Origin of the sequence: Actinoplanes lobatus, assembly GCF_014205215.1 — a bacterium.
GTDB classification, from domain to species: Bacteria; Actinomycetota; Actinomycetes; order Mycobacteriales; family Micromonosporaceae; genus Actinoplanes; species Actinoplanes lobatus.
Genome location: NZ_JACHNC010000001.1, coordinates 2,314,741 through 2,335,099, shown reverse-complemented (window position 1 = coordinate 2,335,099; position 20,359 = coordinate 2,314,741). Strand labels below are relative to the sequence as shown.

Here is a 20,359-nt window from a genome sequence, read left to right as displayed (position 1 = left end):
TCAGGAGTACGCCGGGGGAGGCGGCGGCGGGACGTCGTCCTGTCGGACCTCGCGATACTCGGTGTAATCGGCTCCGGCGACCGGCTGCCGGGTACGAGTCACCACGGTACGGCGACGGTTACCCCAGAACGCCAGCGTGATGACCAGACCGGCCAGCCCGGCCAGCATCAGGATCCAGCCGATCACGCCGATGTCGAGACCGCTGATGTCCGCCTCCACGGCGAACGCCAGGATCGCCCCCAGAGCCAGCAGGAAAATGCTTGCGCCGATGCCCATCGGACCCTCCTCGATTGGTGTCCGCCCGGCCGGGCGCCGCCGCTCGACCGTGGTGAATGCGTCGATCGAGCGTTACCCGCCCGCATGACATTCCAATCAGGCAAGCTGTACCGATGACCACGCGGACGCTCATCCTGCTGCGCCATTCCAAGGCCGAAACCCCCGGCGACTTCGACGATTACGACCGCGCCCTGGCGCCCCGCGGAGTCGCCGACGCGGAGGCGGCCGGCGTCTGGCTGGCCGACGAGCGACTGCACCCCGACCTGGTGATCTGCTCCCCCGCCAAGCGCACCCGGCAGACCTGGCAGAACGCGGCCATCGCGCTGAGCAGCGGCCCCGAGCCCCGGCCGGCACCCGAGGTGCACTACGAGGAGTCGCTCTATCTGGGTCGCGGCGGCGAGGTCTTCGAGTTGCTCCGGGCCGTTTCAGACACCATTCGTACGATCCTCGTCGTCGGCCACAATCCGACCATGTCCGAAGTGTCCGCCCTGCTGGTGCCGGACGAGCAGTACACCGGCACGGTCGTCGAGATGCGCACCTCCGGACTGGCCGTACACAGCGGCGACCAGCCCTGGTCGCAGGCCGAACCGGGGGCGATGCGCCTGACCCGCTCGCACACCGCCCGCGGCTGAACCCTACTTCCGGTACCAGGTCCGGGTGCTCGTGTACTTCACGTTGCCGAGCTTGTCGTACGCCCTGACCTGAACCTTCATCGTCTTCTTCTGCTTACTGGCGTCGAAGCCGAGCAGGTAGCCCGCGGTGTAGTCCCGGGCCACGACCTTCCCATTCGCGATCAACTCGACCCGCGCGATCCCGCTGCCGTCCGAGGCTTTCACGTACACCTTGGTCGTGCCCTTGATCTTCGCCTTGTTCTTCGGGGCCTTGGTGATCGCCAGAGCCGGCCCGGCGTTGATTGGCGGGGCTCACCCCGCGGGCCTGAGCTCGGGTCGCGAACCAGATCACCACGTCCCGTGTAGACCCTTCGACCAAAAAACGAGAGCCTGGCGGACGTCGTTGTCCGCCAGGCTCTCGTCTTTTTTCAGGAGAGTGGGAAAAGCTTGATCAGAACGCGTCCTCGTCCAGGTCCATCAGGTCGAGGGTGGTGTTCTCGATGATCCGGCGGTCGGCGCCGATCCGCGGCAGGATCTCCCGTACGAAGAACCGGGCCGCGGCCACCTTGCCGGTGTAGAACTTCTTGTCCGCCTCGGAGACCTCGCCGTTCAGGGCGTTCAGGGCGACCTCGGCCTGGCGCAGCAGCAGCCACGCGAGGACCACGTCACCGAGGGCGAGCAGGATCCGGCGGGAGCTCAGGCCGATCTTGTAGAGCTCGCGGGCCTCGCCGTTGCCGACCGCCTGCAGCCAGCCCAGCGTGATGCCGAGGATGTTCTGCATCTCGACGAGCGCCTTGCCGAGGCCGAGCCGCTCGTCCTTGAGCTGACCGTTGCCGGCCTCGCTCTCGACGAAGCCCTGGATCTCGGCGGCCAGCACGCCGAGCGCCTGACCGTTGTCCTTGACGATCTTGCGGAAGATCAGGTCGAGGCTCTGGATCGCGGTCGTGCCCTCGTACAGGGTGTCGATCTTCGCGTCCCGGACGTACTGCTCCAGCGGGTAGTCCTGGAGGAAGCCGGAACCACCGAAGGTCTGCAGCGACTCGGCACCGAGCAGCTCGTACGCCCGCTCGGAGCCCACGCCCTTGACCAGCGGCAGCAGGAAGTCGTTGATCTTGGCAGCCTGCTTGGCGGCCTTCTCGTCGCCGGCGGCCTCCGCGATGGCGACCTTGTCCTGCCAGGTCGCCGTATAGATGACCAGGGCGCGCAGCGCCTCGGCGTAGGCCTTCTGGGTCATCAGCGACCGGCGTACGTCCGGGTGCTGGGTGATGGCGACCCGCGGGGCGTCCTTGTCACCGCTCTGCAGCAGGTCGGCGCCCTGGACGCGGTTCTTCGCGTACTCGAGCGCGTTCAGGTAGCCCGTCGACAGGGTGGCGATCGCCTTGGTGCCGACCATCATCCGGGCGTTCTCGATGATCAGGAACATCTGCCGGATGCCCTGGTGCACCTCGCCGAGCAGCCAGCCCTTGGCCGGGGTGCCGTGCTCACCGAAGGTCATCTCGCACGTGTTGGAGACCTTGAGGCCCATCTTGTGCTCGACGTTGGTGGCGTAGACGCCGTTGCGCTCACCGAGCTCGCCGGTGGCCGGGTCGAAGTGGTACTTCGGCACGATGAAGAGCGAGAGGCCCTTGGTGCCGGGTCCGCCGACGCCCTCGACGCCCACCGGGCGGGCCAGGACGTAGTGGATGATGTTGTCGGTCAGGTCGTGCTCACCCGAGGTGATGAAGCGCTTGACGCCCTCGATGTGCCACGAGCCGTCCGGCTGCGCGATGGCGCGGGCACGGCCGGCGCCGACGTCCGAACCGGCGTCCGGCTCGGTGAGGACCATGGTCGAGCCCCACTGCTTCTCGACGAAGAGCTTGGCCCACTCGCGCTGCTCCTCGGTGCCCTCGTGCCAGATGACGTTGGCGAAGGAGGGACCCGACGAGTACATCCAGATCGGGGCGTTGGACCCCAGGATCTGCTCGGCGACGGCCCAGACGAGGCTCCGCGGCGCCGGGGTGCCACCCAGGCCGGTCGGCAGGTCGAGCCGCCAGAACTCGGACGCCATGAACGTCTCGAAGGACTTCTTGAACGACTCCGGCAGCGGCGCGGTGTGCGTCGCCGGGTCGAAGACCGGTGGGTTGCGGTCCGCGTCGGTGTAGCTGGCGGCGAGATCCTCCCGGGCCAGCCGGTCGACCTCGGCGAGCACGTCGCGGGCGCTCTCCAGGTCGAATTCGTCGAACGGCGCCTGGCCGAGCGACTTCTCCGCTCCGAAGACCTCGAACAGGTTGAACTGGAGGTCACGAAGGTTGCTCTTGTAGTGCGTCATGGTGCTTGGCCCCGCTCTCCGGACGCGAGTTACCCGTCAGTAACCACACTGTATTACTCATCGGTAGCTTGCGACAAGCCGGGAGCGTTCTTCGGATGTGCCGACCGGTAAGAGCCGCCTGTCCGTCGGTTCGCGGGCCAAACGTCTCCGATCAGGTGGATCGCGGGACAGCCGTTCGGCCATTTGCCTACTTCGACGCTCGGATCACGTATCGAGGACCCGAATGGTTCGTTTCACCGGATAGACAGCCACGAACAGGGGGACGCCATGTTCGCCACGATCAAGAGCCTGATTCCGGAGCCGCGCCAAGCGAACCAACCGCGCAACTACATCGGCCGGCATCGTCAACCCGACCAGCTTCCGCCCGCTCCGGCCCCGACCTCACCGGCCGCACCGGTCGAACCCGAGAAAGACGCGGCCTGAGTCAGCTGCCCGCGGCTCCGACTTCCCAGCTCGGCACCGAGACGGCAGCGCCGCCGTCCGGACCGGCGTACTCCAGCAGGACCAGGGCGATGTCGTCCTCGAGACGGCCGTAGACCCAGTCGACCAGTGCGGTCTCGAGCGATGCCAGCCCGTCGCCGACCGTGCCGTGGCCGAGCAGTCGCCACGCACGGTCGGCGGTCGGGAAGAACTCGCCCTCCCGGCGCGCCTCGCCGAGACCGTCGGTGAACAGCAGCAACCGGTCACCCGGCTCCAGGCGCTCCACCCGGGGCTTGACCTCGGGCATGAAGCCGAGCGGCGGGGCCGGCGCCGGCGGCTCCAGCGGAATGACCTGACCCCGGCGCAGCAGCAGCGGCGCGGGATGTCCACAGTTGACGATGGTCAGCGTGCCGCCGCGCTCCTCGACCAGCGCGGCGGTCACGAAGTCCTCGTCGCCGACACTACGGGCCACGGCGCGGTCCAGGTCCTCCACGATCAGCTTCAGATCGGCACGCTCGTACGCCACGTGCCGGTACGACCCCAGCACGATGCTCGCCAGCCGGACCGCGTCCAGGCCCTTGCCGCGCACGTCACCGATGATGATCCGGACCCCGTACGGCGTGTTGAGGGCCTCGTAGAGGTCTCCACCGATGTCCGCCGCCGCGGTCGCCGAGATGTACCGGCCTGCCACCGCCAGGGCGCCCACCTGCGGCCCGATCGGCCGCAGCACCGCCTGCTGGGCCACCGCGGCGAGCCGTAGCAGCTCGGTGATCTGCTCGGACTGCCGTTGCCGGATGGTGGCTCCGGCGGCAGCCACACCGGTCGCCAGCATGATGCCCGTCAGATTGACCAGACCGGCCATCCCGATCTGCCCGCCGCCCACGCCCACGAAGACCGCGCCGACCGCGGTGGCCAGCAGTCCGGCGCCGAGCACCACCTGCCAGACGGCGAAGACCGCGGCCACGAACGGAACCATCGCCAGCAAGCCGACGAAATTCACCTCTTGTGGGCCGTCGGCGACCTCCACGGCGGACACGACGGCGAGCAGCACGAGGGCCGCGCCGAGTCCGGCGCGGTTCCCTGGGCTCAGCGGGCGTCGGCCCGGCAGAAAAGTATGCATGGTTCCGCGGAACAGCATGCCCGATCGACCACACGTCGGGCATCAACTTGACCCGTAGGCTGAACAGGTTCTGGCCCACCGTCGGGTTCGGCGTCATTCGGTCGGTCCAAGAAGGGCGACAGCCGGTGACAGGATGTCCGCGTGACCGATGATCTCCGTGATCTCCTGCGCTCCACGTTCCGCTGGACCGACCTCGGCCCCGGCACCGACTACATGGTCAGCGATCGCTCCGGCTGGTGGCGTGACCCGCGGATCCTGAACGGGCTCGGACCGGCTCTCGCCGGCCTCTTCCCGGCGGAGCGCCCCACGGTGGTGGTGTCACCCGAGGTCACCGGATTCATGGTCGGCCCGCTGGTGGCGCGGGCGCTGGGGGTGGGTTTCGTCGAGGCGTACCGGGCCGGCGCGCGCCGGGCCATCGCCGAGCCGATGATCTGGGCCGACATCCCGGCCGACCATCGTGGCGAGGCACAGCGCCTGGGCATCCGGCAGAACCTGGTCGGCGACGCCGACCGCGCGCTGGTCGTCGACGACTGGGCGGCCACCGGCGCCCAGGCCCGGGGCCTGCGGGGCCTGCTCGGCGCGGCCTACGTGGGAACCGCGGTGATCGTCGACGAGTGCCCGCCCGTGGTCAGCGCCGAGCTGGGCATCCGGAGCCTCCTGACCGGAACGGATCTCGACCCGTAGGCGGTCCACCACGATGGACGGGCACCCGTCCGGTCAGCTCTTGCGCACGCGCTGGTAACCGGCGAGGGCGCCACGGGCCGGGTGCCAGCCGGTGGCGGTGTAGGAGGCCAGGCCACGCTGCACGTACGGGTCCTTGGCGAGCAGCTCGTGGGCCTCGGCCTCGGTGTCCACGTCCAGCAGGATGACGCCACCGGTCGGCGGGTCGAGCCGGCCGGCGGTGACCGAGTAGCCGCCCTCCTCCAGCTCGGTGACGAAGGCCAGGTGGTCGGCGCGGGCCTCGTCCACCTCGGCGAGCGGCTTCAGGTACGTCGAAATCATGAGATACACGCCGCCATCGTAGGTCCAGCCGAGGACCGACGGCCCGATCGAGGCAGCCGACCGGGCAATACCGGCCCCACCCGACGAAAAGTACCTTTCAGGGGTGCAGATTCAGTTCACCGCGGTTTCCGATCCGGTGTTGATCGCGGCCGCCACCCGGCGCCGCCTGCGCCGGCCGGTGCTGATGGCCCGGCTCGGCGGGTGGTTGCTCCTGCTGGCCGCCACGCTGCTGCTGGCCGTCACGGGCGACCTCGACCCGGTGCTGCTCGCTGTCGGCGCGGGCCTCGCCGTGCTGGTTCCGGCGGTTCTGCTCAACGGCACTGTCCGGACCTTCCGGCCCGGACAGCTGACCACCTACGAGATCACCGAGGGCGGCGTCGCCAGTTCCAGCCCGGAGAGCCGGCACGCGTACGCCTGGCGCGCCTTCCGCTCCGTCGACGAGTTGTCCGGGCAGCTGCTCTTCAGTCTGCGCGGCGCCCGTTTCGTACCGGTGCCGACAGCCGGCCTCAGCCCCGGCCAGATCGAGCAGGTGCTGAGCGCCGCCTCGGCCGGTGGCCTACGGGTGCACCGCCGCTGATTTCCCTCTAACGGGTGGGCCAGGTCCGGAAGTTCTGCGCGGACCGGCTCGCGGTGGGCCCGCGCTGCCCCTGGTAGCGGGAGCCGTAGACGTCCGACCCGTACGGGTGCTCGGCGGGGCTGGACAGCCGGAAGATGCAGAGCTGGCCGATCTTCATCCCCGGCCAGAGCTTGATCGGCAGGTTCGCCACATTGGAGAGCTCCAGCGTGACGTGGCCGGAGAACCCCGGGTCGATGAAGCCGGCGGTGGAGTGGGTGAGCAGGCCGAGGCGGCCCAGGCTGCTCTTGCCCTCCAGCCGGGCGGCCAGGTCGTGTCCGAGGGTGACCACCTCGAGCGTCGATGCCAGGACGAACTCACCCGGGTGCAGCACGAACGGCTGGCCGTCCTCCACCTCGACCGCGGCGGTGAGCTCGTCCTGCTGCTCGGCCGGGTCGATGTGTGTGTACAGGTGGTTGTTGAAGACCCGGAAGAAGCGGTCCAGCCGGACGTCGATGCTGGACGGCTGCATGAGCGTCGGCTCGAACGGCTCCAGCGAGAGGCCACCGGTCTTGATCTCGGCGACCAGGTCACGGTCGGAAAGGAGCATTGCGCCACCATACCGACCTGCCCGGATACCGATCTGCCCGGATCGGCGTGTTCGGTGGCCGACTCGAACAGATGTTCGATAGAATGCCCGCATGGCTTCCTGGTCCGCTTTCGCCACCGCCGAGCCGGCGCTCGCCGACGGCATCCGCGCGCTGCTCGAGCAGTACGGTCCCGGCATGGGCTACCTGGCGACCATCCGCCCCGACGGCGGCCCTCGCCTGCACCCGGTCTCGCCGGTCTTCACCGACGACGGGCTGTTCTGCTTCATCGTCGACTCACCGAAGCGCCGCGACATCGAGCGCGACGGCCGCTACGCCCTCCACGCCTATCCACCGGAGGACAACGACGACGAGGCCTGCCTGACCGGCCGCGCCGTCCCGGTGCGTGACCCGCTCACGGTCGCCCGGCTGTCCGGCGCCCTGCACGCCTCGCCCGACGTCGACTGGCGGCTCTTCGAGTTGACCGTCGACACCGCCATGCTGCGCCGGCACGGCCCGGCCGGCGCGCTCCCGCTGGCCGCCACCCCGTTCGTGCCCGCTTACGCCCAGACCTGGCGGGCGCCGCGCGGCTTACGGCGCCCGCTCGCTGTTGCCAGCTGATCGCGGGGCGGTGCCGCCACCGAGACGGTTAATCAGGTACAGTGAGGCAGCTTGCGGGTGTAGTTCAATGGCAGAACATCAGCTTCCCAAGCTGACAGCGCGGGTTCGATTCCCGTCACCCGCTCCACTTACGGAAGCCCTGGCCTGGACCGATGTCCGCCAGGGCTTCCGTGTTTCTCCGGGCGTCCCTTCCGGACACGCCACACCGCCGGTCCCGGCTCAGCCGCCGATGTGGACGAAGACGTCGTCGATCTCGCCGGCGAACTGGTCGTTGCCCTGGCCCGGGCCCTTGCCGCCGATGCGCAGCGGCTCGGCGTTGGCGATCGACACCTGGGGCGGCACGGGGACGGAGGCCCGGGGCGCGCCGTCGACGAACATGAAGAGACGGTCGGCGGTGCGGCGGCATTCGAGGTCGTGCCAGGCCCCGTCGGCCACGTCGATCCACGGTTCGGCGCGGTAGATCCGGGCCCGCTGGCCGGCGATGACGCAGCTGGGGTGGCCCTGGCGGTGGTCGACCTGGAGCTTGTACTGGCTGACGCCGCCGACCGAGTAGCCCTTCTGGAGGACGTTGGCGCCGTCGGCGAGGTCGGCGTGGGTCATCAGGATGGACGCGCCGTAGCGCAGGAGACGCTGCCCGGGATTGAAGCTGTCGTCGCGCGCCCCCTCCAGGATCGCCCGGGGGCACTCGCGTTCCCTCAGCAGGGTGCATCGGTCCGGGTAGGCGACGGCAAGACCGGACCCCTGGGGTACGAGGCGGAGCACCCCGCCGTTCTGGCCCAGCGGTCGTAGCTCATGACCACCGGCGGCGTCGGCGATCGGGTGGCCGACGCCGTCGTCGAAGTCGTAGTGGACGATGAGCGGCCCACCGGCGGTACGGATCCGGCCGGGAACCACCGGCACCGAGTAGGCGCCGGCGTTGCTGAGGAAGCCCGGCACCGCCCGGGCGGTCGAAGCGGCCGGGCCCGAGGGCGTCGGTGTCGTATCGGCCACGCCGGCTTCCGAGGGCGTGTACTGCGAGAGGGAAAGTACCCAGGCCAGGACGAGGGCCGCGGACAGGGTGCCGATCGGCAGGGCACGCCGACAGGAGTGAAGCATGGGGTTCATTGTCCGGATTGCCGCTTATATCGCTAACAGAAACTCCGTGACGCAAGCGATTCCCCGGAAGTTCCCTCGAACGTGGTCAACCGAACCGCCGAGAACCCATCCGGGATGACGCCGGTCATCGCGCCCGGGCCGCAGGGTGCGAGGCGCCGGCCGGCTCACCGATCACTGCGTGCAGCACGTCGTCCAGAGTGATCACGCCGAGCGGCCGCCGCCCGTCACTGACCAGGACGATGTGCAGCCGGTCCCGGCGCATGGTGAGCAGCAGGTCGGCCAGGCCCCGGTCCGGCGGCACCACGGCCAGCGGGCGGATCACCTCGGACGGGATGGGCAGCCGGCGTTGCGTCGCGGCGTACCCGAGAACGTCTTTGATGTGAACGAAGCCCAGCACCCGCCGGGTCTCGCGCTGGACCACCGGGAAGCGCGACCGGCCGCTGCGGGTGGCCACCGCCTCCAGGGTGGCCGGTGACACGTCGTCCGCCACCGTGGTCACCCGGGACCAGGGCAGCAGCGTGTCGCCGGCGGTGCGGTTGTTGAGGCCGAGGGCGGCGTGGATCCGGGCGTACTGTTCCGAGCCGAGCAGGCCCTCGCTGCGCGCCTGGGTGACCATGCCGGCGAGTTCCTCGGCGGTGAAGACGGTCTTCACCGCGTCGGTGGTCTCGATCCTCCAGATCCGGAGGATCACCTTGGCCGCCCAGCGCATCGCGTTGAGCAGGGGCTTGGTGGCGGTGCAGAAGGCGAGCATGAACGGGCCCAGGATGAGCGCCGAGCGCTCCGGGCCGGCCAGCGTGATGTTCTTCGGCACCATCTCGCCGACCACCGTGTGCAGGAACGTCACGATCATCAGCGCCAGCACGAAGGCGATCGGGTGCACCGCGTTGTCCGGCAGCCCGATGCGTGAGAACGGGCCCTCCAGCAGATGCGCCACCGTGGGCTCGGCGATCGCGCCGAGGACCAGCGTGCAGATCGTGATGCCCAGCTGCGCACCGGCGATCATCAGCGGGATCTGGTTCATCGCCGACAACGCCCACCGGGCGGCCTTGGACGTCTCGGCGAGCGGTTCCAGCGCGGTACGCCGGGAGGCGATCAGCGCGAACTCACCGCCCACGAACAGCCCGTTGCCGATCAGCAGAACCGCCACGAACAGAAGCTCAGTCATCGCTTCTCTCCGCCGGCGCGACCACCCGGACCTGCTCGATCCGGTGCCGGTCGACCTGCATCACGGTGAACTCCCACCCGTCTTCCTCCAGCGATTCCCCGGCGACCGGGATGTGGCCGAGCCGGGCGAGCAGGAAGCCGGCAAGCGTCTCGTACGGCCCCTCGGGCAGCCGGAAGCCGGTCTGCTCATGCACCTCGTCCTCCCGCAGGAGGCCGTCGACCACGAACGTCTTCTCCCCACCCGGGGCGGTCAGCTCCTGTGTGCCCGTCTCGGCAAGGTCGGTGTCGTACTCGTCAGCGATCTCCCCGACCAGTTCCTCGACCAGGTCCTCGGTGGTGACCACGCCGTCGGTGCCGCCGTACTCGTCGACCACGATGGCCAGGTCGGCGCCCGCCGCCCGCAGCGCCTCCAGCACCTTGTCCAGGCTCAGACTCTCCGGCACGTAGACCGGCTCCTTGGCCAGCGTGGAGACGCGAGTGGCGGCCCGGCGCTCGGGTGGCACACCGAGGGCCTCGTTCACGCCCACCACCCCGGTCACGGCGTCGAGCGTGTTCTCGTACACCGGAAATCGGGTATGGCCGGTCTCGCGCGCCACCGTGATCAGATCCGCGGCGCTCGCGGTGGTCTTGAGGCCGACCACGTCGACGCGTGGCGTCATCGCCTTGGCCGCCCGTTTCTCGCCGAACCGGATGGTCCGGCGCATCAGGGTGGCGGTCTCGGCCGGCAGCGCGCCGGCCGAGGCGCTGATCGCGGCGAGCAGGCCGAGTTCCTCCGGCGAGCGGGCGCTGGCCAGCTCCTCCTGCGGCTCGATGCCGAGCCGGCGGACCAGCCAGTTGGCGGTGCCGTTGAGCGCGGCGATCAGCCACTTGAAGAGGGTCGAGAAGCCGCGCAGCGGGGTGGTGGTGCGCAGCGCGATCCCCATCGGACGGGCCAGTGCCGCGTTCTTCGGCACCAGCTCGCCGAAGAGCATCGAGATCAGGGTGGCCACGGCCAGGGCGAGCACATGGGTGACGGTCGCGGTCGACGCGCCGGCCACGGGTTCCACCACAGGAGTGAAGATCTCGGAGAGCGCCGGCTCGGCCAGGTAGCCGGTGAGCAGCGCGGTCACCGTGATGCCCAGCTGCGCCCCGGAGAGCTGGAAGGAGAGCTCCTGGAGGGCGGTACGGACTTTGGCGGCACGCCGGTCCCCGGCCTGGGCACGCGCGTCGATCTCGGCACGATCGACGGTCACCAGCCCGAACTCGGCTGCCACGAAGAACGCGTTGCCACCCGTCAGTAGCGCGAACGCGACCAGCGGGAGCACCGCGGTCAGGAGCAGGCCGTCCATGATCGCTTCACCTCGGCACTCATTGTGCCGGACCGGGACGTCCCACACTAACCGCGCCGGGTGTGACATCCCGCCCGGGAAAGGCCGATGGCCGGCCGCCTACGGCGACCGGCCATCGGTGGAGATCTTTCAGGCGTCCTTCTTGAGCGAGCGGAGCAGGACGGTGGCCACGTCGACCACCTCGACCTCTTCCTGCTTGCCCTTGCCGGTGACCCCGTCGCCGATCATGGTGTAGCAGAACGGGCAGCCCACGGCGATCGTCTTGGCGCCGGTGGCCAGGGCCTCCTCGGTGCGCTCGACGTTGATCCGCTTGCCGATCCGCTCCTCCATCCACATCCGGGCGCCGCCGGCGCCGCAGCAGAAGGAGCGTTCCTGGTTACGCGGCATCTCGACCAGGTTGGCCGTCTCGCCGAGCACCTCACGCGGGGCGTCGAAGACCCGGTTGTGCCGGCCCAGGTAGCAGGGGTCGTGGTAGGTGACGTCGCCCTCGATCGGCTGGACCGGGGTGAGCTTGCCCTCCTTGACCAGGTGCGCCAGGAGCTGGGTGTGGTGGACCACCTCGACCTTGAGACCGAGCTGCTCGTACTCGTTGCCGAGGGTGTTGAAGCAGTGCGGGCAGGTCGCGACGATCTTCTTGGTGGTGTTCTCGCCGAGCGCCTCGTTCAGCACCTCGACGTTCTGCTGGGCGAGCATCTGGAAGATGAACTCGTTGCCGATCCGGCGGGCCGGGTCGCCGGTGCAGGTCTCGCCCTCGCCGAGGATGGCGTACTTGACGCCGGCCTCGTTGAGCAGCGTGGCCACCGCGCGGGTGGTCTTCTTGGCCCGGTCCTCGAAGGCTCCGGCGCAGCCGACCCAGAACAGGTAGTCGAAGTCCTCGACCTCGCCGACCCGCGGCACCTCGAAGTCCAGGCCCTTGGTCCAGTCCTCGCGGGTGTTCTGCGGGGCGCCCCACGGGTTGCCCTTGTTCTCCAGGTTGCGCAGCATGACGCCGGCCTCGGAGGGGAAGCTCGACTCGATCAGCACCTGGTAGCGGCGCATGTCGACGATGTGGTCGATGTGCTCGATGTCGACCGGGCACTGCTCGACACAGGCGCCGCAGGTGGTGCAGGACCAGAGCACGTCCGGGTCGATGACGCCCTGCTCCTCGGCGGTGCCGATCAGCGGGCGGTTGCCCTCGGCGAGCGCGAGGACGTCCATGTGCGCGAGCTGGGCCTCGGTGGCCTTCTCCTCGCCCATCAGGTCCTTGCCGCCGCCGGCGAGCAGGTACGGCGCCTTGGCGTACGCGTGGTCGCGCAGCGAGAGCACGAGCAGCTTCGGCGACAGCGGCTTGGCCGTGTTCCACGCCGGGCACTGCGACTGGCAGCGGCCGCACTCGGTGCAGGTGGAGAAGTCCAGCAGGCCCTTCCAGGTGAACTGCTCGACCTGGTTGACGCCGAAGAGGTCCTTCTCCGGGTCGGCCTCCTCGAAGTCGAGCGGCTTGCCCTCGCTCATCATCGGCTTCAGGGCGCCCAGGCCGGAACCGGCCGGCTTCTCCGGGCTGCGCTTGAAGTAGATGTTGAAGAACGCCAGGAAGCGGTGCCAGGCGACACCCATCGTCGGGTTCAGCGAGATGGTGATCAGCCAGGTCATCGAGATGAGGATCTTGACGAGCGCGGCCCAGGTGGCGCCGTCCTCCCAGGCCGGGAGCACCGAGCCGACGGCGTGGCTCAGCGGGGTGGCCCACATCGGGTACTCGAAGGTGTCGGTGGCGACCTTGAAGCCCCGGATCAGGAAGCCGAAGATCAGCACGCCGACGATGACGGCCTCGACGAAGTACGCCTGCCACATGGTCGAGCCCAGGAACCGGCTCCGCTTCACGGCGCCCGGCTTCTGGCGCTGGCGGACGAACACCAGGTAGAGGATGCCGACCGTGCCGAGAATGCCGATCCACTCGGTGACCAGGCCGAAGACGACCCAGTGTCCGATGATCGGCAGGCCCAGGTCCGGGTCGACGACCTCGAAGTAGGCCTCGAGGACCAGCGACGACAGGATGACGAACGAGACCATCACGAACCAGTGGGCCGCGCCGATGGCGCTCCACTTGAGCATCCTGGTGTGACCGACGGTCTCCACCAGCATGGTCTTGGTGCGGACCTTCGGCTCGGCGAACCGGGCCGGATCGGGCTGGCCCTGCCGGATCACCGCGGTGATGGTCATGACGGCGCGCACCGCCAGATAGACGGCCACCACCGTGATCACCCCCGCTAAGACGGTGGCGGTTATCTGCGCGATGCCCATCTGGTGCCTCCTCGGTCGGCGGTGCGCCAGCCTATGTTACCCACGAGTAATAGACGGGCGCGCGCCGCAGGTCAAGGCGATGCACCCCCACGCCGAAAGCGCACCCCACGGCGAGCGGGGGTGCGCTTGCTTCTGCAATTTTTCACGTGACCGCGCGATGGCGGCACGTGAGATTTCAGCGCCAGCGCGAGAGCAGGCCCAGTGAGGCCACCATGCAGCCGAAGCCCACCGCGAGGTTCCAGTACTGCCAGCTCTCCACCGGCCACTGCTGGGAGGACAGGTAGTAGACGACGAGCCACGCGATGCCGATGACGATCAGGGCGACCGCGGTGGCTGGAACCCACACCGGACTCGGCTTGTTGGACGCACCCTTGACTGCCGGGCTGATGTCCGACGGCGGGGTGTAGACCTTCTTCTTGCGAACCTGCGACTTGGGCACGGTGCTCTCCTGAGGGCAACAAGTGGTGAACAACCCACCGCTGAGCGGCTCCGGGAGTCCCGAATGCTGCCCGTGGCGAATACTGTTCGACAGCTAGCGTAGTCAAGGCGCTGTGCAGAGAGGCACCCGCCGGGGCAGGAAAATACCTCGGCGTCTGTTCTTGAGGGGGCGGGGTGGGCTTTCGAGTGGGAGGCGACGTGGACGACGGCGCTGCTGGGGCCTCCTGGAAACTCGTTCTCCGGCGCGTCGCCCGCGGCCTCCGGCCACGGCGTGACCAGCACCGTTCCCTCTGGTCGGTGGGGGTTCCGCTGATCGCGCTGGCGGCGGGCCTGCTCTTCACCACCTCGGCGAACACCGCCGGCGGTACGGCACTGCGCGACGACCGGCGCCCACAACTGACCCAGTTGATCGCCGAGAAGCGGGACCGCCTGGCGGCCGGCGAGAAGCGCGCGGCCGAGCTGCGGAAGTCGGTGGACGCCGAGACCGCCCGGCTGGCCGAGCTGGGCCGCCCGGCCCTCGATCAGGCCGGCGCCCTACGCCAGTCGGCCGGCTTCTCGAAGATGCACGGCCCGGGTCTGAGCATCACCCTCGACGACTCCCCCCGGCGTGATTCCGACTTCGGCGACAACGCCCCGGACAACGACGCTCTGGTCGTCCACCAGGGCGATGTCCAGGCCGTCGTGAACGCTCTCTGGGCTGGTGGGGCCGAGGCTATGACGATCATGGACGTCCGGGTGATCTCCACGAGCGCGGTACGCTGTGTCGGCAACACGCTGCTCCTTCACGGCCAGGTCTTCTCACCACCCTTCAAGATCACAGCGATCGGCGAACCCACAGCGCTGAGTCGCGCGTTGGAGTCGTCAGAGGGAGTCAGGCAGTTCCGGGAGGCCGTCGCCGACTTCGGGCTCGGCTACCAGGAAAAGGTGGAGAAGAACGTGACTTTGCAGGCGTACGACGGATCAACCGACCTCCGATCGGCGCAGGCTGCCCGGTGATGGTTCCCCCGGAGTACCCGGCACGCCCGGCCGGATCGGGCCGCCATCGCGCACCGGACAGCGACGCGCAGACCGCCTACATCCCCCGGATCACCGATGCGGCGCCCGACGGGGTGCCCGGCGGGCCACTCGCGCCGCCGATCGGGCCGGGCGGCAACGTCGACCCGCGTCCCGAGCCCACCGCGTCGCGGACCGGCGGGAACGATTTCCCCGCGAAGGCCCCCGCAAACGATCTGGGCGGCCCGACGGCGCCGATCCCCAACCGGACCACCACTCCGGCGATCCCGCCGCCCAGCGAGCCGCTGAGCCCGCCCGCCGACCCGGCGATGATCACCGCCGGGACGCCCGCCGTCGGCCGGCAGCCCAGTGACCGCTGGTCGCGCACCGAGCCGGCCTGGCCCCCACCGGAGGCGCCCGGCTCCCCCGGCGGGACCACCGCCTGGCTGCCCGCGGCGGGCACACCGGCACAGCCCTGGACGGCCGGCCCGACGCGGGACCCGAGCGTCACCACGGTCATCCGTACGGTGGATGCTCCGACCGGCATCCTCCCGACGATCCCGGAGAAACCCGCGAAGAGCGCCGCGGATGCCGCCCGGGAGGCGGCCGGGCCGGACGCCGCGCTCGGAGCCGCATCGGTGACCACCACTGCCGGAGTAGGCTCCGGTGGCGGCTCGACCGGCGCCGACGCACCGGACCCGGACACCTCGGAGCCCGTCAAGGCGAAGCGGGGTGAGCGGGTGGTCAAGCTGCGGCCGGAGCAGACCGACGAGGGCTACAAGAGCGTCTATTCGGAGCTGACCCGCCCCAGCGCCGGCTCCCGGATCCGGACCGCCATCCGCACCTCCGGCGAAGTCATGATCACTTTCGGTCTGGTGGTGCTGCTCTTCGCCGGCTACCAGGTCTTCGGAAACTCCGCGGCGGTGCAGGCCGAACAGGACAACCTCGGCGAGGAACTGGACCAGGCCTGGGCCGACCCGACCGTGGCACCGACCGCGAGCACCGCGGTCAAGGGCCCCAAGGCGCCCGGCGCCAACCTGGTCGGCCGCCTCTACATCCCGAAGCTCGACAAGAAGTGGGTGGTCGTCGACGGCGTGCAGCCCGACGACATCCGGTACGCGCCTGGCCACTACCCGGAGACCGCGAAGCCCGGGCAGCTCGGCAACTTCTCGGTCGCCGGGCACCGGATCAAGAAGATCTTCTGGCGCCTCGACGAACTCCAGTCCGGCGACGTGATCGGCGTCGAGACCCGGGAGAGCTGGTTCGTCTACCGCGTCTACGACCAGGAGATCGTGAAGCCGAACCAGGTCACGGTGGTCGCCGCGGTTCCCGGCAAGCCCAAGGCGAAACCCACCAAGGCGCTGCTCACGCTGACCACCTGCAACCCGAAGTTCAACAACTACCAGCGCCTGATCATCCACGCCGAGCTGGTCCAGACCGTCCCCCGGAATCAGGCCCTGCCCGACGCCGGCATGCCGGCCGACATGAAGGCATAACGGATGTACGCATGGATCTGGCGCAAGCTGCCGGGCGGCGGCTGGAGCAAGCTGACCATGTCGGTGGCACTGGTCTCGGTGGTCGGGCTGCTGCTCTGGTACGTGGTGTTCCCGTGGGCCACCCCGCTGCTGCCGTTCGACGACGTCCAGGTGGAGGCCGGCACCGGGGAGGACGCCGGTGGCACGACCGTCGTCCCGGGTGACGACGAGCTTCCCTACAGCACGACCTCCAATCAACCCCATCCCAGCCCCAGCAGGTGATGACGTGCGCATTCTGGTGATCGACAACTACGACTCGTTCGTCTTCAATCTGGTGCAGTACCTGGGCCAGCTCGGCGCCGACTGCGAGGTGCGGCGCAACGACGAGATCTCGGTGGCCGAGGTGGGCGGCTTCGGTGCGGCCGGCATCCTGCTGTCGCCCGGACCCGGCGAGCCGACCCGCGCCGGGATCATGACGGACGTCATCCGGGAGTACGCCGGGAAGCTCCCGATGTTCGGTGTCTGCCTGGGCCATCAGGCGATCGGCGCCGCGTTCGGGGCGACCGTGGCCCGCGCCCCCGAGCTGCTGCACGGCAAGACGTCCGACGTGCACCACAAGGGCGTCGGTGTGCTCGCCGGGCTGCCCGACCCGTTCACCGCGACCCGCTACCACTCGCTCGCCGTCGTGCCGGAGACCCTGCCCGCGGAGATCGAGGTGACCGGCACGACCGAGTCCGGTGTGGTGATGGCGATGCGGCACCGCGAGCTGCCGATCGAGGGTGTGCAGTTCCACCCGGAGTCGGTGCTGACCGAGGGCGGTCACACCATGCTGGCCAACTGGCTGGCCGCGTGCGGGCTGCCCTCCGCCCTGGAGAAGGCCCCGGCGCTGGCCGCCGAGGTGGAGACCCGCCGCCGCTCCGCCTTCGCCACCGCCTGACCTGGCGATACGAAAAAGGCCGGGAGAATCCCCGGCCTTTTTCGTGTTCGTACGTCTCAGTCGAATTCCACGCCGGCGCCCGCACCGGTCGGGTCGGGCGACGGGGAACCGCTGGTGTTCGGGTCAGGCTCGGCGATCACTTGCAGCTTGACCTGCGTGTTCTTCTTTACCTTCTTGCCGGCCTTCGGGTCCTGGCTCATCACGGTGCCCGGCTCGCCGTCAGCCTGGACGTAGACCACGTCGAAGGTCAGGAAGTTCTCCTCCAGCAGGGCCTCGGCGGTCTCCTGGGAGCGTTTCAACACGTCCGGCACGATCACCAGGTTGTTGTTCGACACCTTGACCGTGATCGTGGTGCCGGGCGCGACCTTCTCGCCCTCGCTCTCGACCTCGAGAACCTGACCCTTCTCGGCCACGCTGTCGACACTGCGGAAGTCCACCTCGAGACCGAGGCCCTCCAGAGTCTTCTTGGCCGAGGCGCTGGTGCCACCCACCAGGCCCTCCGGCACGGGCACCTCGTCCGGCTTGTTGCACACCTGGTAGGTGACCTGCTGGGTGAGCTCCGTGGTGGTACCGGGGTCCGGGAACTGCTTGACGATCTTCCCGTCGCAGTCCTCACCGGTCGTCGGCTTCTGCGGAGAGACATTAGTCAACTTGACGCGGTTCAGCTCCGCGTTCGCCTGGTCCAGGGTGAGCCCAACCAGGGTGGGCATGGGGATCGACTGCGGCTCGTTGTTGGTGGGCGTCTTGTCGCGGTCCATCGCCAGGGCCACACCGAGAACCACCACGACCAGTACGGCCACGCCGGCCACCGCGGCCATCACCCACGACGACCGGCTCTCCGGCTTCTGGGGCGCGCCCATCCCCGGCGAGACCGGCCGCTGCATGGTGGTGGCGGCCTGCGGCTGCCACTGCTGGCGCGGGCCGCCGGTCATCGCCACGGTCTCGGCCTGGCTCATCACCGGGGTGGCCATCACCGGGCGACCGGAGACGGCACGCAACGCGTCGGCGCGCATCTCCTGAGCGCTCTGGTAACGGTTGAGCGGGTTCTTGGCCAGCGCCTTCAGCACGATCGCGTCGATGTCCGGCGGGATGTCGCGGTTGATCGAGCTGGGCGTCCGCGGGTCCTCCCGGACGTGCTGGTAGGCCACGCTCACCGGGCTGTCACCGACGAACGGCGGGTGGCCGACGACCAGCTCGAACAGGACGCAACCGGCGGCGTACACATCGGACCGGGCGTCGACCGACTCACCGCGCGCCTGCTCCGGGGAGAGGTACTGCGCCGTGCCGATGACCGCGCTGGTCTGCGTCATCGTGGTGGCACCGCTGGCCAGCGCCCGGGCGATGCCGAAGTCCATCACCTTGACCTGGCCGTTCTGCGTGATCATCACGTTGCCGGGCTTGATGTCCCGGTGGATGATCCCGTGCCGGTGGCTGAACTCCAGCGCGGCGTCGATGTCGGCGATGATCTCGAGGGCCCGGCGTGGCTGGAGGCGCTGCTCCTGGGCGAGCACCTCCTTGAGGGTCCGTCCGTTGACGAACTCCATCACGATGAACGGAAGCTTCTCGCCGGTGGCCGACAGCTCTTCACCGGTGTCGTAGACGGCGACGATGGCGGGGTGGTTCAGCGCCGCGGAGTTCTGTGCCTCGCGGCGGAACCGCTCCTGGAACGTGGCGTCGCGAGCCAGGTCGGTACGCAGCATCTTGATCGCGACGTCGCGCCCGAGCCGGAGGTCACGGCCACGGTGCACCTCTGCCATGCCGCCGTAGCCGAGCAGCTCGCCGACCTGGTACCTGCCGCCGAGCAGGCGGGCCTGCGCCGTCATAACGTCTGTCGTCCTTCGTTCGGTCGGATCCAGCCGAGCTGGGCATCGGCTTTCGTAAGACGGTACGACGCCACCGACACAGGGTCAGCGACCACGTCCGAGCGGAGGATAGCCGGGGAGCTGCTGTGATAGCCCAGCGTGTTGCTCCCGGCGGTGGTGCCGTTGCCATGTCGTAACAGGAAAGAGATGACCCCGGCGCAGAGCAGCACCAGAAGCGCCAGTACGACGGCGAGGACAACCAGCACCTGGCGTCCGAAGGAGCTCTCCGGCTTGGCGGCCGAAGGATGGTAGGCGTTGACCGGCGGAGCCGACTGCCGGTAGGGGGCCGGCGACATCGGTGGCGCCACCGATGGTGGGACCGGCACCGACGCCGCTCCCCGGGCGCCGGAGACCGGCCTGGGCACCGCGGCCCGGGCCGCCCCGGCCGTGGGGCCGCCGGACTGCGGACGGTTCATCGGCGGAGCCGGGCTGACCGGCGGGGCCGGCTGAACGACCGGTTGCTGCACGTTCGTGGTCAGCGAGGACGCCGCCTGCCGGGCCACCGCGGCCATCGCCGAGGCGCTGGGCCAGCGGGCCGCCGGGTCCTTGGCCATGGCGCGCTCCACGATGGCGCGGACCGCGGGCGGGATGTCGCCGGGCAGCGGCCGCGGGGTCTCCCGGACGTGCTTCATGGCGATCTCGATCGGGGTCGCGCCGTCGAACGGCCGGTGGCCGGAGAGGCACTGGTAGGCGACGACACCGAGGGCGTACACATCGGAGGCCGGGGTGGCGACGTCGCCGGCGGCCTGCTCCGGGGAGATGTACGACGCCGTGCCCAGCACCGCGCCGGCCACGGTCAGCTGGCCCACGAGTGCCGAGCGGGCGATGCCGAAGTCGGTCAGGACCAGGGTGCCGTTCGGGCGTACCAGAAGGTTTCCGGGTTTGACGTCGCGATGCACGATGCCGTTGCCGTGGGCGGCCTGGAGTGCGTCGGCGGCCTGCGCGACGAGCGCCATGGTCCGTGCCGGCGTCAGCCGGCCCACCCGGCTCAGCGTCCGGGAGAGGGCGTCACCCTCGACGTACTCCATGACCAGGAACGCGATCTGCTGGTCGCTGCCGTAGTCGTAGACGTCCACGACGCCCGGGTGGTTGATGGTCGCCATGGTCCGGGCCTCACCGCGGAACCGCTCGGCGAAGCCCGGCTCGTCGAGCAGGGCGGGCAGCAGGATCTTGACCGCGACGGTACGGCCCAGCACGTCATCCGTGCCGCGCCAGACGTCGCCCATGCCGCCCCCGGCGATCCGCTCCTCCAAGCGGTATCGCCCCCCGAGCGTGACCCCCGGGCGGATCAT

The 20,359-nt window shown here is 69.6% G+C and carries 22 protein-coding genes and 1 tRNA gene; 10 read left to right on the top strand and 13 right to left on the bottom strand.

Annotation, left to right across the window (positions count from 1 at the left end):
* Nucleotides 1–276: a DUF6458 family protein gene (locus tag BJ964_RS10725; protein WP_188120540.1), complete on the bottom strand. Its 276-nt coding sequence runs from the start codon at nucleotides 274–276 to the stop codon at nucleotides 1–3.
* A gap of 113 nt (nucleotides 277–389) precedes the next feature.
* Between BJ964_RS10725 and BJ964_RS10720 the strand changes: the two genes are divergently transcribed.
* Nucleotides 390–908: a SixA phosphatase family protein gene (locus BJ964_RS10720; RefSeq protein ID WP_188120539.1), complete on the top strand. Its 519-nt coding sequence runs from the start codon at nucleotides 390–392 to the stop codon at nucleotides 906–908.
* Between the two features lie 3 nt (nucleotides 909–911).
* Here the strand turns inward: BJ964_RS10720 and BJ964_RS10715 are convergent, their stop codons facing one another.
* Nucleotides 912–1,166, bottom strand: coding sequence for an Ig-like domain-containing protein (locus BJ964_RS10715; protein WP_268248034.1), 255 nt, complete (start codon nucleotides 1,164–1,166; stop codon nucleotides 912–914).
* A gap of 172 nt (nucleotides 1,167–1,338) precedes the next feature.
* Nucleotides 1,339–3,195, bottom strand: coding sequence for an acyl-CoA dehydrogenase (locus tag BJ964_RS10710; RefSeq protein WP_188120538.1), 1,857 nt, complete (start codon nucleotides 3,193–3,195; stop codon nucleotides 1,339–1,341).
* Between the two features lie 267 nt (nucleotides 3,196–3,462).
* Here BJ964_RS10710 and BJ964_RS10705 point away from each other — a divergent pair, with 267 nt between their 5' ends.
* Nucleotides 3,463–3,618, top strand: coding sequence for a hypothetical protein (locus BJ964_RS10705; RefSeq protein WP_188120537.1), 156 nt, complete (start codon nucleotides 3,463–3,465; stop codon nucleotides 3,616–3,618).
* Between the two features lies 1 nt (nucleotide 3,619).
* On the opposite strand, the gene BJ964_RS10700 is transcribed toward BJ964_RS10705, so the two are convergent.
* Complete coding sequence (locus BJ964_RS10700; RefSeq protein ID WP_188120536.1) at nucleotides 3,620–4,753, bottom strand: PP2C family protein-serine/threonine phosphatase; 1,134 nt, start codon at nucleotides 4,751–4,753, stop codon at nucleotides 3,620–3,622.
* Between the two features lie 123 nt (nucleotides 4,754–4,876).
* On the opposite strand from BJ964_RS10700, the gene BJ964_RS10695 reads away from it, so the two are divergent.
* Nucleotides 4,877–5,419: a phosphoribosyltransferase gene (locus BJ964_RS10695; protein ID WP_188120535.1), complete on the top strand. Its 543-nt coding sequence runs from the start codon at nucleotides 4,877–4,879 to the stop codon at nucleotides 5,417–5,419.
* Nucleotides 5,420–5,452: 33 nt separating this feature from the next.
* Here the strand turns inward: BJ964_RS10695 and BJ964_RS10690 are convergent, their stop codons facing one another.
* Nucleotides 5,453–5,737, bottom strand: a complete 285-nt coding sequence (locus tag BJ964_RS10690; RefSeq protein WP_188126884.1) for a YciI family protein — start codon at nucleotides 5,735–5,737, stop codon at nucleotides 5,453–5,455.
* A 103-nt stretch (nucleotides 5,738–5,840) separates the two neighbouring features.
* Here BJ964_RS10690 and BJ964_RS10685 point away from each other — a divergent pair, with 103 nt between their 5' ends.
* Nucleotides 5,841–6,314: a YcxB family protein gene (locus BJ964_RS10685; protein WP_188120534.1), complete on the top strand. Its 474-nt coding sequence runs from the start codon at nucleotides 5,841–5,843 to the stop codon at nucleotides 6,312–6,314.
* A gap of 7 nt (nucleotides 6,315–6,321) precedes the next feature.
* Here BJ964_RS10685 and dcd read toward each other — a convergent pair whose 3' ends face one another.
* Entirely contained in the window at nucleotides 6,322–6,900 is a 579-nt protein-coding gene (dcd, locus tag BJ964_RS10680; RefSeq protein ID WP_183225780.1) for a dCTP deaminase, read from the bottom strand.
* A gap of 91 nt (nucleotides 6,901–6,991) precedes the next feature.
* Between dcd and BJ964_RS10675 the strand changes: the two genes are divergently transcribed.
* Nucleotides 6,992–7,498: a pyridoxamine 5'-phosphate oxidase family protein gene (locus BJ964_RS10675; RefSeq protein WP_188120533.1), complete on the top strand. Its 507-nt coding sequence runs from the start codon at nucleotides 6,992–6,994 to the stop codon at nucleotides 7,496–7,498.
* A gap of 53 nt (nucleotides 7,499–7,551) precedes the next feature.
* Nucleotides 7,552–7,625, top strand: a tRNA-Gly gene (locus BJ964_RS10670).
* A gap of 92 nt (nucleotides 7,626–7,717) precedes the next feature.
* Here BJ964_RS10670 and BJ964_RS10665 read toward each other — a convergent pair.
* The 5 genes from BJ964_RS10665 to BJ964_RS10645 all read right to left on the bottom strand — a co-directional run bounded on the left by BJ964_RS10665 (nucleotide 7,718) and on the right by BJ964_RS10645 (nucleotide 13,801).
* Entirely contained in the window at nucleotides 7,718–8,593 is an 876-nt protein-coding gene (locus BJ964_RS10665) for a LamG-like jellyroll fold domain-containing protein (protein WP_188120532.1), read from the bottom strand.
* A gap of 124 nt (nucleotides 8,594–8,717) precedes the next feature.
* Complete coding sequence (locus BJ964_RS10660) at nucleotides 8,718–9,758, bottom strand: hemolysin family protein (RefSeq protein ID WP_188120531.1); 1,041 nt, start codon at nucleotides 9,756–9,758, stop codon at nucleotides 8,718–8,720.
* Nucleotides 9,751–11,085 carry a hemolysin family protein gene (locus BJ964_RS10655; protein WP_188120530.1) on the bottom strand — a complete coding sequence of 445 codons (1,335 nt, stop codon included), beginning with the start codon at nucleotides 11,083–11,085 and terminating at the stop codon, nucleotides 9,751–9,753. The genes BJ964_RS10660 and BJ964_RS10655 overlap by 8 nt, the downstream gene beginning before the upstream one ends.
* 129 nt (nucleotides 11,086–11,214) lie before the next feature.
* Complete coding sequence (locus BJ964_RS10650) at nucleotides 11,215–13,362, bottom strand: (Fe-S)-binding protein (RefSeq protein WP_188120529.1); 2,148 nt, start codon at nucleotides 13,360–13,362, stop codon at nucleotides 11,215–11,217.
* Between the two features lie 175 nt (nucleotides 13,363–13,537).
* On the bottom strand, nucleotides 13,538–13,801 hold the full coding sequence (locus BJ964_RS10645; protein ID WP_183225786.1) for a cell division protein CrgA: 264 nt from the start codon (nucleotides 13,799–13,801) through the stop codon (nucleotides 13,538–13,540).
* A 197-nt stretch (nucleotides 13,802–13,998) separates the two neighbouring features.
* Here BJ964_RS10645 and BJ964_RS10640 point away from each other — a divergent pair, with 197 nt between their 5' ends.
* From BJ964_RS10640 to BJ964_RS10625, 4 genes are read left to right on the top strand one after another with little or no spacing between them, the layout of a single operon-like run.
* Entirely contained in the window at nucleotides 13,999–14,796 is a 798-nt protein-coding gene (locus BJ964_RS10640) for a DUF881 domain-containing protein (protein ID WP_188120528.1), read from the top strand.
* Nucleotides 14,796–16,289, top strand: coding sequence for a class E sortase (locus tag BJ964_RS10635; protein ID WP_203832621.1), 1,494 nt, complete (start codon nucleotides 14,796–14,798; stop codon nucleotides 16,287–16,289). Before BJ964_RS10640 ends, BJ964_RS10635 begins: the two co-directional genes overlap by 1 nt.
* Before the next feature lie 3 nt (nucleotides 16,290–16,292).
* Nucleotides 16,293–16,550, top strand: a complete 258-nt coding sequence (locus BJ964_RS10630; RefSeq protein ID WP_188120527.1) for a hypothetical protein — start codon at nucleotides 16,293–16,295, stop codon at nucleotides 16,548–16,550.
* A gap of 4 nt (nucleotides 16,551–16,554) precedes the next feature.
* The gene (locus tag BJ964_RS10625; RefSeq protein ID WP_188120526.1) at nucleotides 16,555–17,205 is read left to right on the top strand and encodes an aminodeoxychorismate/anthranilate synthase component II; all 651 of its coding nucleotides are present in this window, start codon (nucleotides 16,555–16,557) and stop codon (nucleotides 17,203–17,205) included.
* A 56-nt stretch (nucleotides 17,206–17,261) separates the two neighbouring features.
* Here BJ964_RS10625 and pknB read toward each other — a convergent pair whose 3' ends face one another.
* Nucleotides 17,262–19,028 (bottom strand): Stk1 family PASTA domain-containing Ser/Thr kinase, encoded by a 1,767-nt coding sequence (gene pknB / locus BJ964_RS10620; protein ID WP_188120525.1) that lies wholly within the window; start codon nucleotides 19,026–19,028, stop codon nucleotides 17,262–17,264.
* Nucleotides 19,025–20,359, bottom strand: a complete 1,335-nt coding sequence (locus BJ964_RS10615; protein WP_188120524.1) for a serine/threonine-protein kinase — start codon at nucleotides 20,357–20,359, stop codon at nucleotides 19,025–19,027. The genes pknB and BJ964_RS10615 overlap by 4 nt, the downstream gene beginning before the upstream one ends.

Bases quoted from the DNA above. Each gene is read 5' to 3' on its own strand.
- BJ964_RS10725 (WP_188120540.1), bottom strand. From the start codon at position 276: ATGGGCATCGGCGCAAGCATTTTCCTGCTGGCTCTGGGGGCGATCCTG.
- BJ964_RS10720 (WP_188120539.1), top strand. From the start codon at position 390: ATGACCACGCGGACGCTCATCCTGCTGCGCCATTCCAAGGCCGAAACC.
- BJ964_RS10710 (WP_188120538.1), bottom strand. From the start codon at position 3,195: ATGACGCACTACAAGAGCAACCTTCGTGACCTCCAGTTCAACCTGTTC.
- BJ964_RS10705 (WP_188120537.1), top strand. From the start codon at position 3,463: ATGTTCGCCACGATCAAGAGCCTGATTCCGGAGCCGCGCCAAGCGAAC.
- BJ964_RS10700 (WP_188120536.1), bottom strand. From the start codon at position 4,753: ATGCTGTTCCGCGGAACCATGCATACTTTTCTGCCGGGCCGACGCCCG.
- BJ964_RS10690 (WP_188126884.1), bottom strand. From the start codon at position 5,737: ATGATTTCGACGTACCTGAAGCCGCTCGCCGAGGTGGACGAGGCCCGC.
- dcd (WP_183225780.1), bottom strand. From the start codon at position 6,900: ATGCTCCTTTCCGACCGTGACCTGGTCGCCGAGATCAAGACCGGTGGC.
- BJ964_RS10675 (WP_188120533.1), top strand. From the start codon at position 6,992: ATGGCTTCCTGGTCCGCTTTCGCCACCGCCGAGCCGGCGCTCGCCGAC.
- BJ964_RS10665 (WP_188120532.1), bottom strand. From the start codon at position 8,593: ATGCTTCACTCCTGTCGGCGTGCCCTGCCGATCGGCACCCTGTCCGCG.
- BJ964_RS10660 (WP_188120531.1), bottom strand. From the start codon at position 9,758: ATGACTGAGCTTCTGTTCGTGGCGGTTCTGCTGATCGGCAACGGGCTG.
- BJ964_RS10655 (WP_188120530.1), bottom strand. From the start codon at position 11,085: ATGGACGGCCTGCTCCTGACCGCGGTGCTCCCGCTGGTCGCGTTCGCG.
- BJ964_RS10650 (WP_188120529.1), bottom strand. From the start codon at position 13,362: ATGGGCATCGCGCAGATAACCGCCACCGTCTTAGCGGGGGTGATCACG.
- BJ964_RS10635 (WP_203832621.1), top strand. From the start codon at position 14,796: ATGGTTCCCCCGGAGTACCCGGCACGCCCGGCCGGATCGGGCCGCCAT.
- BJ964_RS10630 (WP_188120527.1), top strand. From the start codon at position 16,293: ATGTACGCATGGATCTGGCGCAAGCTGCCGGGCGGCGGCTGGAGCAAG.
- pknB (WP_188120525.1), bottom strand. From the start codon at position 19,028: ATGACGGCGCAGGCCCGCCTGCTCGGCGGCAGGTACCAGGTCGGCGAG.
- BJ964_RS10615 (WP_188120524.1), bottom strand. From the start codon at position 20,359: ATGATCCGCCCGGGGGTCACGCTCGGGGGGCGATACCGCTTGGAGGAG.